This window comes from Bacillus sp. MYb209 (assembly GCF_002975175.1).
Classification (GTDB): Bacteria; Bacillota; Bacilli; order Bacillales; family Bacillaceae_G; genus Bacillus_A.
Genome location: NZ_PCNZ01000009.1, coordinates 40,927 through 56,003, shown reverse-complemented (window position 1 = coordinate 56,003; position 15,077 = coordinate 40,927). Strand labels below are relative to the sequence as shown.

General features: G+C 35.3%; 12 protein-coding genes and 1 pseudogene. 9 read left to right on the top strand and 4 right to left on the bottom strand.

Translation table 11 applies throughout. The features are described from left to right. Window positions 1–194: 194 nt before the first annotated feature. The 4 genes from CQZ94_RS15855 to CQZ94_RS15840 all read left to right on the top strand — a co-directional run bounded on the left by CQZ94_RS15855 (window position 195) and on the right by CQZ94_RS15840 (window position 3,459). Window positions 195–1,385, top strand: coding sequence for a glycine C-acetyltransferase (locus tag CQZ94_RS15855; protein WP_078180279.1), 1,191 nt, complete (start codon window positions 195–197; stop codon window positions 1,383–1,385). Between the two features lie 44 nt (window positions 1,386–1,429). Next, window positions 1,430–2,395 (top strand): L-threonine 3-dehydrogenase, encoded by a 966-nt coding sequence (locus CQZ94_RS15850; RefSeq protein WP_105586131.1) that lies wholly within the window; start codon window positions 1,430–1,432, stop codon window positions 2,393–2,395. A 112-nt stretch (window positions 2,396–2,507) separates the two neighbouring features. Then, window positions 2,508–3,050: an orotate phosphoribosyltransferase gene (gene pyrE / locus CQZ94_RS15845; protein WP_142395848.1), complete on the top strand. Its 543-nt coding sequence runs from the start codon at window positions 2,508–2,510 to the stop codon at window positions 3,048–3,050. Then, window positions 3,037–3,459 (top strand): NUDIX hydrolase, encoded by a 423-nt coding sequence (locus CQZ94_RS15840; protein ID WP_105586129.1) that lies wholly within the window; start codon window positions 3,037–3,039, stop codon window positions 3,457–3,459. Before pyrE ends, CQZ94_RS15840 begins: the two co-directional genes overlap by 14 nt. Window positions 3,460–3,499: 40 nt before the next feature. Here the strand turns inward: CQZ94_RS15840 and CQZ94_RS15835 are convergent, their stop codons facing one another. The 3 genes from CQZ94_RS15835 to CQZ94_RS15825 form a co-directional block, all read right to left on the bottom strand. Further along, window positions 3,500–5,383 carry a vWA domain-containing protein gene (locus CQZ94_RS15835; RefSeq protein WP_105586128.1) on the bottom strand — a complete coding sequence of 628 codons (1,884 nt, stop codon included), beginning with the start codon at window positions 5,381–5,383 and terminating at the stop codon, window positions 3,500–3,502. Between the two features lie 3 nt (window positions 5,384–5,386). Next, the gene (locus CQZ94_RS15830) at window positions 5,387–6,280 is read right to left on the bottom strand and encodes an ATP-binding protein (protein WP_105586127.1); all 894 of its coding nucleotides are present in this window, start codon (window positions 6,278–6,280) and stop codon (window positions 5,387–5,389) included. 127 nt (window positions 6,281–6,407) lie between these two features. Continuing rightward, a complete protein-coding gene (locus CQZ94_RS15825; protein WP_105586126.1) occupies window positions 6,408–7,937 on the bottom strand; it encodes a cardiolipin synthase in 1,530 nt (509 codons plus the stop codon). A 183-nt stretch (window positions 7,938–8,120) separates the two neighbouring features. Between CQZ94_RS15825 and CQZ94_RS15820 the strand changes: the two genes are divergently transcribed. From CQZ94_RS15820 to CQZ94_RS15810, 3 genes and pseudogenes are all read left to right on the top strand, one after another. Then, window positions 8,121–8,351: a hypothetical protein gene (locus CQZ94_RS15820; RefSeq protein ID WP_105586125.1), complete on the top strand. Its 231-nt coding sequence runs from the start codon at window positions 8,121–8,123 to the stop codon at window positions 8,349–8,351. A 39-nt stretch (window positions 8,352–8,390) separates the two neighbouring features. Further along, complete coding sequence (locus tag CQZ94_RS15815; protein WP_105586124.1) at window positions 8,391–8,714, top strand: hypothetical protein; 324 nt, start codon at window positions 8,391–8,393, stop codon at window positions 8,712–8,714. Between the two features lie 499 nt (window positions 8,715–9,213). Next, window positions 9,214–10,916: pseudogene (locus tag CQZ94_RS15810) on the top strand (putative bifunctional diguanylate cyclase/phosphodiesterase). Between the two features lie 35 nt (window positions 10,917–10,951). Here CQZ94_RS15810 and CQZ94_RS15805 read toward each other — a convergent pair. Continuing rightward, entirely contained in the window at window positions 10,952–12,346 is a 1,395-nt protein-coding gene (locus CQZ94_RS15805) for an amino acid permease (RefSeq protein WP_105586123.1), read from the bottom strand. Between the two features lie 438 nt (window positions 12,347–12,784). Between CQZ94_RS15805 and treR the strand changes: the two genes are divergently transcribed. Beyond that, entirely contained in the window at window positions 12,785–13,495 is a 711-nt protein-coding gene (gene treR, locus CQZ94_RS15800; protein ID WP_105586122.1) for a trehalose operon repressor, read from the top strand. 141 nt (window positions 13,496–13,636) lie between these two features. Next, window positions 13,637–15,058, top strand: a complete 1,422-nt coding sequence (gene treP / locus CQZ94_RS15795) for a PTS system trehalose-specific EIIBC component (protein WP_105586121.1) — start codon at window positions 13,637–13,639, stop codon at window positions 15,056–15,058. Window positions 15,059–15,077: the final 19 nt, after the last annotated feature.

The following is a 15,077-nucleotide window of genomic DNA, read 5'->3' as shown; positions in this document are numbered from 1 at the left end:
ATTTTTTTAATTCTATCAAATATGAAAAGTAAATAATAGATTTCTTTTACTCAATAATATATAATCTAAAACTGTAAGCGTTTTCTTTAAACTATTTTTCTATAACAAATTTCGAAAACGTGTTAAGCTAGTAGAGGGATTATTGGAATTATTGAGATATTAATCCGCTTACATGAACGATGGGAGGCTTCACGATGTCTAGTAAAACACTTGCAAACTTTTTAGAAGAAAATTTAGAGGATTTAAAGTCAAAGGGGCTTTATAACGTAATTGATCCGCTGGAAAGTCCAAATGGACCGATTATTACAATTAGTGGAAAAGAATATATTAACTTATCTTCAAACAACTATCTTGGATTAGCGACTGATAATCGCTTACAAGAAGCAGCAATTGGTGCAATTCATAAGTACGGCGTTGGAGCAGGAGCTGTTCGTACAATTAACGGTACTTTAGATTTGCATATTAAATTAGAAGAAACAATTGCAAAGTTTAAACATACAGAAGCAGCAATTGCTTATCAATCAGGATTTAACTGTAATATGGCAGCGATTTCAGCTGTTATGGATAAAAATGATGCGATTCTTTCAGATGAATTAAACCACGCATCTATTATTGATGGTAGTCGTCTATCAAGAGCGAAAATCATCGTTTATAAGCATTCTGATATGGAAGATTTACGTAAAAAAGCAATCGAGGCAAAAGAATCAGGTCTTTATAATAAATTAATGGTTATTACAGACGGTGTTTTCTCAATGGATGGAGATATTGCAAAATTACCAGAGATTGTTGAAATTGCAGAAGAGCTGGATTTAATGACATATGTAGATGATGCACACGGTTCAGGGGTACTTGGCAAAGGTGCAGGTACTGTAAAACATTTCGGCCTTTCTGATAAAGTTGATTTCCAAATTGGTACATTATCAAAAGCAATTGGGGTAATTGGTGGATATGTAGCTGGGAAACAAAACTTAATCGATTGGTTAAAAGTACGTTCACGTCCATTCTTATTCTCAACAGCTTTAACACCAGCTGATGCAGCTGCTTGTATGAGATCAATTGAAATTCTAATGGAAAGCACAGAGTTACACGATCGTTTATGGGAAAATGGTCGCTATTTAAAACAAGGGTTAAAAGAACTTGGCTTTAACATTGGAGAAAGTGAAACACCAATTACACCTTGTATTATTGGTGATGAAGTATTAACACAAGAGTTTAGTAAACGTCTAAATGAAGAAGGCGTATACGCAAAATCTATCGTATTCCCAACCGTAGCAAAAGGAATGGGACGCGTTCGTAATATGCCTACAGCAGCTCATACGAAAGAAATGTTAGATGAAGCAATTCGTAAGTATGAAAAAGTAGGGAAAGAAATGGGTATCATTTAATTAACGACATCTTGTGAATAGCTTGCAAATGAGGAGTGGGAAAAATGAAAAAAATTCTAGTAACCGGTTCTTTAGGGCAAATTGGTTCTGAACTAGTAATGAAACTTCGTGATGTATACGGTGCATCAAACGTTATTGCCACAGATATTCGTGAAACAGATAGTGAAGTAGTAACGTCTGGTCCATTTGAAACGTTAGATGTAACGGATGGACAAAAATTACATGATATTGCAAAGCGTAATGAAGTAGATACAATTATTCATTTAGCGGCTTTACTTTCAGCAACTGCAGAAAAAAATCCGTTATTTGCTTGGAATTTAAACATGGGCGGACTTGTAAATGCATTAGAAGCAGCACGTGAATTAAACTGTAAGTTTTTCACGCCAAGTTCTATCGGTGCATTTGGTCCATCAACTCCAAAAGATAATACACCACAAGATACAATCCAGCGTCCTACTACGATGTATGGGGTAAACAAAGTAGCAGGAGAATTACTATGTGATTATTATCATCAAAAGTTTGGCGTTGATACGCGCGGCGTACGTTTCCCAGGCTTAATTTCTTACGTAGCTCCTCCAGGAGGCGGAACAACTGACTATGCAGTTGAAATTTATTATGAGGCGATTAAAAAAGGCGCATACACCTCATACATTGCAGAAGGAACATACATGGATATGATGTATATGCCTGATGCTTTACAAGCGATCATCTCATTAATGGAAGCTGATCCAAGTAAACTTGTGCATAGAAATGCGTTTAACATTACAGCAATGAGCTTTGAGCCAGAGCAAATTGCAGCGTCAATTCGTAAACACATTCCGAACTTTACAATGGATTACGCTGTAGATCCAGCTCGTCAAACAATCGCTGATAGCTGGCCAAACTCTATTGATGCAACAGCAGCAATGAAAGAGTGGGGCTTTAAAGCAGAATATGATTTAAACAAAATGACAACTGACATGCTTGCTAAGTTAAAAAAAAAGCTTGCAGCTGAGTTAGTGATGAATTAATAGGAAGAGCCGATTCTTAGGAATTGGCTCTTTTATTTGTATTTTTAAGAATATACAAATAATTACAAGCGTGATAAAATGAATTAATTTGTGCATAAAGGGGAGAGATACAATGGAGAAATGGGAATTAGCAAAGGAAATTTACAATACGTCGCGTTTAACGGGAACATTCAAGCTTCGCTCAGGACAAGTATCAAATCAATACTTGGATAAGTACTTATTCGAATCGAATCCAGTACTATTATTAGAAATCGCCAAACAATTGAAAGAGCTTATTCCTCCTGGAGCAGAAGTGCTAGCAGGTTTGGAGATGGGAGGAATTCCAGTAGCAACAGCATTATCTTTACAAACAGGGATTCCAGTTGTATTTGTAAGAAAAGAAGCGAAGAAATATGGAACATGTAAGTTAGCAGAGGGTGTTGATATTGCTGGGAAAAATGTTTGTGTCGTAGAAGATGTCATTACGACGGGCGGTCAAATATTATTAAGCGCGAAAGATTTAAGAGAATTAGGAGCGAATGTGAACCATGTTCTAGGTGTCATTGAGCGTACAAAAGAAGGCAGAGAAAACTTATTACAAGATGGATTACAATTACATTCTTTATTTACAATGGATGAGTTAATTGAAGGAGAAAAGCAACATGCAAAGAGTTGATGTTGTATATGCACTAATATACGATAGCGAAAAAGATAAAATATTAATGGTACATAATGTAGAGCAAAACGTTTGGTCGCTACCGGGCGGGGCTGTTGAAAAAGAAGAAACATTAGAGCAAGCACTAGTAAGAGAAGTGAAAGAAGAGACAGGATTGACTGCTGCACTCAGTGGACTTGTCGCAATAAATGAGAAGTTTTTTGAGAAGAAAGGACACCATGCACTACTTTTTACATTTCGAGCGAAAGTGTTAACGGGCGAGCTATATGCAGAAGATGAAGGCGAAATTTCCGCAATTGAATGGGTAGATAAAAAAATTGCAAATGAACGATTCCCATTCTACGATGGAGGATTTGAATCATTGTTAGAAGTAGCCATTCCATACAAGTTTCAACCAGAAACAAAGTAAGTTAACGAAGAAAAACAGGAGCCTCGTGGCTCCTGTTTTTCTATTCAATCGTCTTCAGTAATAGTTTCTTCAGCAATGGTTTAATCTTCAGGCGTAAATCTTCAGCATGATTTGCAACTAAGAAGTGATGGTTATAAATGTTTTTCATTAGTTGATAAGTCGCTTCTTTCGCTTCGCCTTCTTCGATAAAGATACCGATTACTTCCATACCACTTTTACGAGCAAGTTTCACAGCTTCGTGCGTATCTAAAATTCCGTCTTGTTGATAGTCTAGTGCAGAAGGTTCACCGTCTGTAAAGACAAGTAAGAATTTATGTTTTTCTGGTCTTTTCGCAAGCTTTTCAGAAACGATACGAATAATATACCCGTCGCGGTTATCTTCTTCTTCGCGAAGTTGCATAATTTCTGGACCGACGTTTGGTAACGTTGAGTTTTTATACGTCACAACTTCATGGATAACGTTCGGTTTATCTTCAGGTTTAGCACTAGAAGCATCTTCCCAAAATCCGCTAATAGCGTGCGGGATTTTTAAAGATTTTAAAGCTTCATGGAATAGGACCACACTCTTCTTCGTTTCTTCCATTTTGTTATACATAGAACCAGAGCAGTCCACTAATAGTTGGAATGCAACGTCTAATTCTTGTGATTCTTGTCCTTTTTTATAAAACATACGCGGCTGCTTTTCTGTATAAATACGAAGGAATTTCTTACGAAGTCTTCCGTAATATTTATCACTGTTTGCATTCGTTTTGTTTTCAATTGTTTTTTCGATAATTTTCTTTAATTCTTTTACATCTTTATTAACGACTGATTTGATAGCTTGGTAATCTTTTTTCTCATCAGGATTTGATTTGCGAGCTTCTTTAAATGTATGAGAAGCTCCCACATTATACTTGCCGTATGCACCGTCGTTTTGGCTAGAAGCATGAGACGCTCTTGCTTCCTCTGTATCAGTACCATCAAAGTTAGATTGTGTACTTTTTTGGGAAGTACCTTGTACAGAACCAAGTGCTTGGTCACCATCTTCTGATTCACGAGCAGTATCACCCATCATATTTGTTTTTGTTCCGCTTTCTAATTCAAAGCGTAAAAAGTTCTCGTTTTCATTGTTTTTATTTTCACGGTGCCATGTCGAGAAGCTTTCATCCATTTTGTTTTTGTTATCATCGTCATCTATGAGTTGCGTATCATCATTTGCTAATTTTTCAGCGCGACTGTCTTTCTCATCTGCAATAACAGATAAATAAAGCGGGGCATGTCCGAAATAATTATTAAGCATATCACTTTCAAGAAGTCCTTCTAAGCGATAGCGAATTTTCTCAACGATATACATAATATCTTCCGTATTACGAGCTTGGAATGTTTCATGCAAAATTGCTTCAATTTGCTCGAAATATTCATTATTAAACATTTCATATTTATCACTCGTTAATGAAAGATAGCATAGACAAAATAGACGGTCACCGTGATAGTTACGAACACGATTTATTTCATTTTGTGAGCCAAAGTAATTGCGGTACATTTCTTTTCGGCGTTTAAAAATATGTTTTGTGCCAGGTCGTAAATTTTTGACGATTTCCTCAACACGTAAATCTTCTAATAGAACAAATAATTGTGTTAAAAACTTTTTTAGAGGCGATTCTTGTAATTCAATCGCATAAGAACGAATTAAAGTCATGTCCGAGTAATGTTTATTACCAAGTGCCTTTAAGAACACTTCGCTTTTTAATCCGATTACTGTATCCTCTTCTTTTCGATCATCCCAAAAGTGACTAATGACAACCTTTTTTTCAATTTCGTCGTAGTATGCTTTATAGCCATACTCAAGATAGGCATCGTCTTCTTTTAGAAGAGCATACATTAAGTTTTCCATTTGTAGAAACAGCGACGCATCAATTTTTTTGTCACTAAAAATTTGTCTCATGAATTATCCCTCAAAGAAATAACTTTCTGCTAATTCACGGACAGTCATTTGTTCTGTTTCATCGTTTAATTTTGCGATAATGCTACGTTCAATTGCACGCATAACAGGAATATATACGCCTAAATCACATGCATCGATAATGCCACGAATACTAGCCGCTTCTTCACTTACGCGTCCATCACGAGCTAAAGGCATAAGATCGCTTGCGAATGCAACGAACTTTTCAATTGTTGCAACATCATTTAATTTTGATTCAGATAGTAATAGCTCTTTTAATGTATCACCTTGAATGTAAGGAACTTCAATAATAACAAAGCGGTTTTTTAATGCTTCGTTTAGTTCACTTGTCCCAACATAACCTTCGTTAATCGCAGCAATTACTCGATATTCCTCATCACCGTATACAACTTCTTGTGTAAATGGGTTTGTAATCATTTTACGATAATCTAAAGCACCATGAAGAAGTGGTAATGTTTCAGGTTTTGCCATATTGATTTCATCAATATATAAGAAGTGACCGTTCTTCATTGCCTTCATAAGAGGACCGTTAACGAATGTAACTTCAGATGCACCATCTTTTGTTTGTAATGTGTTGTATCCTAAAATACCTTCTACATCTAAGTCGACAGAACAGTTAATGCTATGCATTGGTTTTTGGAATAAAGAAGAAAGAGTTTCCGCTAGTACTGTTTTACCACTACCAGTTGGCCCTTTTAATAGAATATTTTTACCAAGTAAAAGTGCTGTAATGGCATCTTCAATAATGCTATTATCAGATGCTTTATATATTTTCTTTCCAATCAAATGTGCATTTTCGCCAGCTTCTTGTTTATTCTTTTCGTGAATGGCTGAGAGCTGTTGCTTTAAATCAGCATGTATATGAAATTGTTCTAACATGTATTTCCCACCTAACATTATTTTCATAAAGTAATACATCTTATGATAACTTGTTTTAATATGGTATGCAAAGAAAAGGAGAGAGGGGAAATGTAAAAGAAAAAGCAATCAATATTATATTGATTGCTTATAGCAAAGGAGAAATGAGTCGCATGAAAGACTCTAATATTCGTTTTTTGATACTTCTTTTTTGGAACGAGTTCCATTTAATTTCAGTGGAATGCTTAAAGTCTTCTTCAAAATCATGTTTAATATCATGAACGGTTTCTGATTCATAAAGTACACTAATAATTTCATAATTTAATTCAAAGCTACGTACATCCATATTTGCTGTTCCAATTGTTGCGATCTTATCATCAACGAGTACAATTTTCGCATGCATAAAACCATCTTTATAACTGTAAATGGAAGCACCAGCTTTTAAAAGTGGAGTAAAATAGGATTGAGATGCTTGATCACTAATAATACTATCACTTTTACCTGGATATAAAATACGTACATCTATGCCAGATATTGCACTTAAGCGTAATAATGTTAAAGTTTCTTGATCTGGAATAAAGTATGGTGTAGCGATCCAAATAGATTTTTTGGCAGAGCCCATAACAGCTAGTAACGTATTACGAATACTTTTATCATCTGAGCTTGGTCCACTTGCTACAATTTGAACAGCACCTTCTGCATTTGAGACCTCTTTACCAGGGAAGTATTGTACATTCATAAATTGATCCCAAGAGTAGTTACTTAAACCACTAGAGGCATAGAGCCAATCTTCTAGAAAGATTGCTTGTAATTTATATAATGCTTTTCCTTCTATTTTTAAATGACTATCACGCCAAACGGGAAATTTCTTTGAACGGCCGAGATATTCGTCACCGACGTTGAGTCCTCCAGTAAACCCAATTTCTCCATCTACAATAACAATTTTACGATGGTTACGATAATTGACTGTTTCAAGTAACCAAGCTGAAAAAATAGGATCAAATTCCACAATTTCAATTCCAGCTTCTTTCATAGGCTGTAAAAATCGTCTTCTTAACGTGTTACTTCCGAGTCCATCATAAAGGAAGCGTACAATAACCCCCGAGTTTGCCTTTTTTATTAAAGCATCTCGAACTTTTGTACCAATCTCATCGGCTTTATAAATATAGTATTGAATATGTATATGGTGTTTTGCATGCTCAATAGCTTGCAGAATTTCTGAAAATGTTTGATCTCCGTTTGTTAAAAGTTTTGTAGTCGTTCTATCTGCGGCAGGACCGCCTCCAAATTTTTGTACTACTTCTGTTAAATGTATAGAACGCTCATGTAATGGAACTGTAAGTAATAATTCTAGTCGTCTTCCTTCTAATATTTCACGGAATAATTTTCTTTGTTCTTCTGAGCGATGAAGATGTTTTTTTCTTCTCCAACGGCTACGCCCGAAAATAGAGTATAAAAGCACACCTACAACAGGAAGAAGTGCTAATACTAAAAACCACGCTAAGGTACTTTGGGGAGATCTATTTTCGATAAAAATAACGAATGAAATTCCTACGATTGTGATGGACCATAGAGCACCAACAAACGTATATAACGAAATAACCGATGTATTTAATAGGAAAAGAACGATAGATACGATTGTAAATATTAATAATAATTGAACGATAGGTTTCTTCATTTCTATAAAATTCCTCTAATCTTTCTGAAATATAGACTTCTTATATAAAAGGTGTAATCTGACATTCTTATTATAAAGTGTTTTGTTTTTTTTACAAAATATAGACATTTTCCCCATGCTTTCCGCATTTGTCCTACATACAGTATATTATTACATTTTTATATAGAAAAGGGGATGAATAAAATGTACGGTCGTCCAATTAGAGGATTTGGTCATGGCGGTGGTTTTGGTCATGGAGGTTTCCAGGGTGGTTTTGGACAGTCGCCGTTTTTTGGTGGAGGTTTCTTTCCAGGATTTGTAGCAGGTGCTTTACTCAGTCCAGCATTTGGTTATGGTGGATACGGTTATCCTTATTATTCAGATTATCCATACTATGCGGATTATCAACAGAATCCTTATTATTCCACATATTAAAGAGAGGCAGAACTATATGCTAAAAGGAGAGGAAGAAAAATGAACTATACTGGAAATTACGGAGGATATTATCGGAATCATCACGGTGGACACAATCATCATGGTGGACACAATCATCATGGCGGACATAATCATTATGATCACCACCACCATCATGGTGGCGGGTGGGGTGGAGGCTCATGGGGCGGAGGATTTTTCCCAGGGAGTTTTGCCGGGGGCGTAGTAGGAGGACTTACAGCTGGGGCATTAACAGGTGCAGCTAGTGGTGGGGGATATTATCCAGCACCATACCCGGTAACTTATCCAGCGCCGTACCCAGTACCATACCCAGCTTATCAACAAACATCGTACCCGTATTATTAACCTAAAAAAGAGGATACCCTCTTTTTTAGGTTAATAATGTATTTATTTATAAAATATTTCCAAAATAAATGTGAAAATATGTTAATATTTAGTTATTGTAATTCAAAATATTAAATAACAATTTTAATTTCTATTCCGTTAGTTGTCGGTATCTAGATTTACACTTTAATATTTCATGAAAGCAAAGAGATTAGGTGTGAGGTCGCATTAGTAGGGAACAGGGGCTAGTATTGATTAAATTGTAGCTTTATAAATTAAAAAATGTAAGAGAATACGGTATAATAAGATCAGATAATCAGAGAAGTGAAAAGTCTCTACTATAATTAAAACAGCACCATATTGCATTTTTTTATAAATAATATTATGTTATTTTAATCGGCCTACTTAGAAAAAATTTGTGATTTATGCAAAGGCATATTGTTAGAAAATGAGATATCTCTATTTCTATGAAGAGAAACGAGTTGTGTTTTAGTCAGATAGGAAGCAAGGAGAGGTGCGCATGCTAGAACAAAGAGGTCATGCATTATATGACTCTTCATTGCAAGATTTAAAATTAGCATTAGATGAGTCTTCAATTGTTGCTATTACAGACCGAAATGGTCTTATTACATATGTGAATGATAAATTTTGTGAAATCTCAAAATATAAAAGAGAAGAGTTAATAGGAAAAGATCACCGTATTTTAAATTCCAGATATCATCCGAAAGCATTTTTCAAATTCTATGGAAGCGTATTTTGAGTGGAAAAGTCTGGACGGGGGAAATTCGAAATCAAGCAAAAGATGGTACGTATTATTGGGTTAAAACAACAATTGTTCCATTTTTAAATGAAAAGGGAGAACCCTATCAATTTATTGCAATTCGAAATGATATAAGTAGTAGGAAAGAAGCAGAACAAAGCTTACGATTAAGCGAAAGTCGTTATAGGGAACTTGCTTATCATGATGCGTTAACAAGTTTACCAAACCGTTTGCAGTTAATTACGACTGTAAATAAGATGATTGCAGAGAAAATAGAGTTTGGCATGATTTACTTTGATTTAGATCGTTTTAAATTAGTGAATGATACGTTAGGTCATATGATAGGAGATTTACTTTTAAGTGAAGTCGCTTCACGATTGCATTACGTACTAGGAGATAAAGATGTTCTGGCTAGGCTTGGTGGAGATGAATTTGTGCTATTAACAAAAAAACATACACAAGATGGGATGAGGCAATTAGCGACATCTGTGTTGTCATGCTTTCAAGCACCATTTATGCTTGAAGGTCATGAAGTATACATTTCAGCCAGTCTAGGACTTTGTTCCTATCCGCAAGATGGAAAAGACGTTGAAAGGTTATTGAAAAATTCAGATTTAGCCATGTATAGTGCGAAAGAGCACGGAAGAAATGCGGCATGCTTCCTTACAGATGAATTACGTGCGAAAATAAACCGTAGAATGAAAATAGAGTTTGCTTTGCAAAAAGCAATTCGTGACGAAGAATTAAATGTGGCATTACAACCCATTATTGATTTGAAAACAAAGAAATGTACTGGTATTGAGGCTTTAGTACGCTGTAAGACAGAAGAAGGTCCTATTTCACCAAGTGAATTTATCCCTGTAGCTGAAGAGTGTGGACTTATTATAAAACTAGGAGACTGGGTACTAGAAAAGTCATGTCGACTGTTTAAAACTTTGCCAGAGTATCAAGAGGGACTAAGATTATCTGTTAATTTATCAATACAACAATTGATGCAAAAGCGATTTATTTTATCTGTTCGTAGTATATTGAAGCGGACAGGGTTTCCACCAAATCGTTTAATATTAGAAATAACAGAAAGTATAGCTGTACGTCATTTTGATTATATTATTGCTACATTACAAGAATTAAGAAGTATGGGAATTTTAATCGCTTTAGACGATTTCGGAACAGGGTATTCCTCATTATATTATTTAAAACAACTACCACTTGATATTGTGAAAATTGATCGTAATTTTATTCGTGAGTTTCATTATGATCACGCACAGCCAGAGCGAACGATTGTAAAATCGGTTATTGGAATTGCCCATAGTTTAAATTTATTAGTGGTTGCTGAAGGGGTAGAAACAGTAGAACAAGAAAGTTTATTAAAATCAATGGGTTGCGATTTTGTACAAGGTTTTTATTATGCGAAACCGTTAGATGTAGGTGAACTAAAAGAAAAGTTATTAACTGACTTTTAATAAAAAAAAGAGAAGCGGAAAGCTTCTCTTTTTTATTATTTTTTTTGTGAATCTTTCATTAAAATTGGATAAAGAATAAGGCCTAATACAAACAACCCAATTCCTAAGAAGAACGTTTTTAAATCAGCAGTTCCTGTTTTAATAACCCAAATGGAATATAAAAATGCTAGTGCAGTAATGATCCCATCTTTTATTCGAGATCCAGGCATTATATCATACGTTTCCCCCGTAATAACTAATTTTAACTGGTACAAGGTAGAAACAAGGTACGGGATTAAATATGCTAATGTCGCTACAACAATAGCGAAATTATATGCTTCTGAAACAGTACCAGAAATCGTTGAAAATAAGAAAATTTGTGTCATCACATTTGTAATAAATAATGATTTTGAAGGACTTCCTTTTTTATTTGTTTTTCCGAAAAACTTAGGGAAAATCCCATTTTTTGCTGCTTGGTAAGGTACTTCTGAGCTAACAACGATCCATCCTACAGTAGAGCCGAATAAAGATACGAGTGCAAGTAAGGCCATTATATAAGCACCCTTAGTACCAATTGCTAAATTTAGTGCATCCACTAATGGTTTTTGAGACTCTTTTAAAACGTCTTGTGGAAGAGCGCCCATTGTTAGTAGAGTAATTGCCATGTAAATAAGAAGAGCGATGATTAATCCGAAAATCGTAGCTTTCTTAACATCGTGCTGAGATTTTGCGCGGTTAGAGAGCATAACTGCTGACTCAATACCGATAAACGCCCAAAGTGTTGCAATAGCAGCTGAATTTATTTGTCCACCCAACGAAATAGGTTGTCCAGCTTCATTCATAAATGTTTGACCGTCCCCGAAATTAGAGGCATTGAAAATGAATAATGTGATTACAATAAACATTGTAAATCCGATGATTTTTGCTATTGTTGCAAGAAGGTTCATATTTCCTGCTCTATCAATATTTTGAGAAAGAATATATTGAATTCCCCATAGCATCATACTACATACTATGAAGGTTAAAGCTTTTCCAAGTTCTAATGAAAATCCGTTTGTTGAAAAGAGAATTTGCTTACTTTGTAAAACTGGGAAGAATGTTGATAAATATCCTGCAAAGGAAATAATTACAGATGCTGTAGCAGCCCAGTTAGCAGCCCAGTATCCCCAAGCCATACTATATCCTGCAACTTTACCTGCCTTTTGGGAAGTAAACATCGCTTGGGCGTAACTTTGTGGTCCTGCTTTTAATTCTGGTTTACGAATTGCTAAATTTCCAAATACGAGTGCAATCATAAATACACCAAGTCCTGTAATACTCCATGCAAGTGTAGATCCCATTGGACCTGATACGTGTGCTAAATTTGCTGGGAGCATAAATACGCCACCGCCAACCATATTCCCGATAACAAAAGCTGTTAAAATCCATAATCCCCATTTTTTCGTTTCCATTTTTGTTGACTCCTTTGTAGTAAGTTTTGCTTAAACATCATTTTTTACTAGCATTTTTGGCAATAAAAAAAGAGCCATGTAGATAAAAAATACCTACATGGCTCTTTGCCAAAGCGTAGGTACAACGGGAATAACCCTTGTACCTACGCGTAATTTTTCCGCTAGGTTTCAAGGGTTACGTATGATGATGATGTTTTTGTGCAAATGTAACTACAGTTGTATAAGTAAGCATAGTTCTTTGCTCCCTTTCTCCTCTGATTTTGAAGTTAGTATACTACATGTTTTTTTGAATGAAAAGAAAAATTTATAAAAATACGTTTTAGAGACTAAATATTTACCTATAGTTTTCTTGTACTGGAAAATAAGTGAGAGATTGGCAGAAGAGTATAGCGTGGTATAATACATATAGAACTAGAAGGTGACAAGGGGCTATTGTAGATGATGAGTAAGTATGAACAAATTTATACAGAAATCAGCAAATCTATTGATAATAAACAATTACAAGAAGGATGCAAAATTCCATCAGAAACGGAATTAATGAAGCAGTACGAGGCAAGCAGGGGTACTGTAAGAAAAGCTGTAGATTTATTGCAAGAGCGTGGATATGTTCAAAAAATACACGGAAAAGGTGTTTTTGTATTAAAGCGCAAAAACATTGAATTTAACTTTGGTGGTATTGTAAGTTTTCAAGAAGAAAATGAACGTTTAGGACGTTACTGTATTACAGAAGTCGTGGAAATAGAGAAAATGAAAGCGACGAAAGATGTAGCAAAGTTATTAAACGTGAAAGAAAAAACGGAAATAGATCATATTAAACGTGTACGAAATATTGATGGAGAAAAAGTAATTTTAGATATAAACCATTTTGTATCGGAATATATTCCAGGATTAACGAGAGAAATTGCAACTGCATCGATTTATAAATACATTGAGAAAGAATTAGGGCTACATATTAGCTATTCACAGCGGGTAATTGAAGTACAACCATGTACAGATGATGACCGAAAGTATTTAGATTTAAATGGAACAGACTATGTTGTCGTTGTAAAAAACTTTACTCATTTATACGATGGGAGTCAGTTCGAATATACGGAATCACGCCACCGTTTAGATATTTTTCACTTTTCGGATGTGGCGCGAAGAAAATAAAGAGATGGAGCGAAATAATCGTTCCATCTCTTTATTTATAAAAAAATCACCAACTTATATATACGAGTGTTGACTAACTTATATATACGAGTTAATATATAAGTGTAAACGGTATCAAAAAAAGAAAAGAGGGACGGGAATATGGGGAAAGACTATCGTAAAACAGCAGAAGAAGTGTTGCAGTATATTGGTGGGAAAGACAATATTGAACAAGCTGCGCACTGTGTAACGAGGCTCCGTATCGCTTTAAAAGATGAAAGTAAAATAGATAATGATAAATTGCAGTCTGTTTCATTAGTAAAGGGAGCGTTTCATAACGCTGGGGTATTTCAAATTGTAATTGGTCCAGGTGATGTCGATCGAGTATACGCTGAATTGATAACGCTTGCAGGTATGGAAGAATCGACAGTAGCTGACGTAAAAGATTCTGGAAACCAAAAGTTAAATCCAGCTCAAAAGTTTGTAAAAGTATTTTCAGATGTATTTATGCCGATATTACCAGCGATTGTAACAGCTGGTTTACTGATGGGGATTAACAATTTATTAGGGGCAAAGGACTTATTTTTTGATGGTAAAAATTTATTAGATGTTTATCCGAACTTAGGCGGGCTTTGGGATTTAATTAATATGATGGCCAATACAGCATTCGTATTCTTACCGGCACTTGTTGGTTGGTCAGCAACGAAGCGATTTGGCGGTAGCCCAATACTAGGTATTGTTATGGGATTAATGCTTGTGCATCCGGCCTTATTAAACGCGTGGGATTATGGAAAGGCAGCGACTGGTTTAGAGGGACAAAAGATTGAGTACTTCGATATTTTAGGACTATTCCAAATTGAAAAGGTAGGGTATCAAGGCCAAATTTTACCCATTTTAGTAGCAGCATTCGTATTAAGTAAAGTTGAAATCTTCTTAAAGAAACATGTACCAAATGCAATTCAATTATTAGTTGTACCAATTACAACAATCGTTGTAACAGGTGTATTAGCATTAGGAATTATCGGTCCAGTTACACGTCATATTGGAGATTTATTAACAGCTGGATTAGTAGGAGTATATGAAACGGTACCAGTACTCGGGGCAATATTATTTGGAGCATTATATGCACCGCTTGTAATTACAGGTATGCATCATATGTTTATTGCGATTGACTTACAATTAATTGCACAGCACGGCGGTACATTTATTTGGCCGATGATTGCTCTTTCTAACATTGCACAAGGTAGTGCGGCACTAGCGATGTTCTGGATTTCTAAAAATCAAAATGATAAAAGTATGGCATCGACATCAGCAATCTCAGCGTACTTCGGTATCACAGAGCCAGCAATGTTCGGTGTGAATTTACGAAATAAATTCCCGTTCTATGCAGCGATTATTGGATCTGCTATTGCCGCGATATTCATTACTTTAAATGGTGTATTAGCACCTGCTATTGGAATTGGTGGATTGCCAGCATTTATTTCTATCATTCCGAAATTGATTCCGATGTTTATTGTCGGGATGATTATCGCAGTCGTAATTCCATTTACGTTAACATGGTTATTTGCGAAACGAGTAAAATAGAAGTAGGAGGAAGTTAAGC

What these genes read in the sequence shown, in the direction of transcription:
- CQZ94_RS15815 (WP_105586124.1), top strand. Translation starts at nt 8,391, where the DNA reads ATGAACTATACTGGAAATTACGGAGGATATTATCGGAATCATCACGGT.
- CQZ94_RS15830 (WP_105586127.1), bottom strand. Translation starts at nt 6,280, where the DNA reads ATGTTAGAACAATTTCATATACATGCTGATTTAAAGCAACAGCTCTCA.
- CQZ94_RS15820 (WP_105586125.1), top strand. Translation starts at nt 8,121, where the DNA reads ATGTACGGTCGTCCAATTAGAGGATTTGGTCATGGCGGTGGTTTTGGT.
- CQZ94_RS15840 (WP_105586129.1), top strand. Translation starts at nt 3,037, where the DNA reads ATGCAAAGAGTTGATGTTGTATATGCACTAATATACGATAGCGAAAAA.
- CQZ94_RS15850 (WP_105586131.1), top strand. Translation starts at nt 1,430, where the DNA reads ATGAAAAAAATTCTAGTAACCGGTTCTTTAGGGCAAATTGGTTCTGAA.
- CQZ94_RS15855 (WP_078180279.1), top strand. Translation starts at nt 195, where the DNA reads ATGTCTAGTAAAACACTTGCAAACTTTTTAGAAGAAAATTTAGAGGAT.
- treR (WP_105586122.1), top strand. Translation starts at nt 12,785, where the DNA reads ATGATGAGTAAGTATGAACAAATTTATACAGAAATCAGCAAATCTATT.
- pyrE (WP_142395848.1), top strand. Translation starts at nt 2,508, where the DNA reads ATGGAGAAATGGGAATTAGCAAAGGAAATTTACAATACGTCGCGTTTA.
- CQZ94_RS15825 (WP_105586126.1), bottom strand. Translation starts at nt 7,937, where the DNA reads ATGAAGAAACCTATCGTTCAATTATTATTAATATTTACAATCGTATCT.
- CQZ94_RS15805 (WP_105586123.1), bottom strand. Translation starts at nt 12,346, where the DNA reads ATGGAAACGAAAAAATGGGGATTATGGATTTTAACAGCTTTTGTTATC.
- CQZ94_RS15835 (WP_105586128.1), bottom strand. Translation starts at nt 5,383, where the DNA reads ATGAGACAAATTTTTAGTGACAAAAAAATTGATGCGTCGCTGTTTCTA.
- treP (WP_105586121.1), top strand. Translation starts at nt 13,637, where the DNA reads ATGGGGAAAGACTATCGTAAAACAGCAGAAGAAGTGTTGCAGTATATT.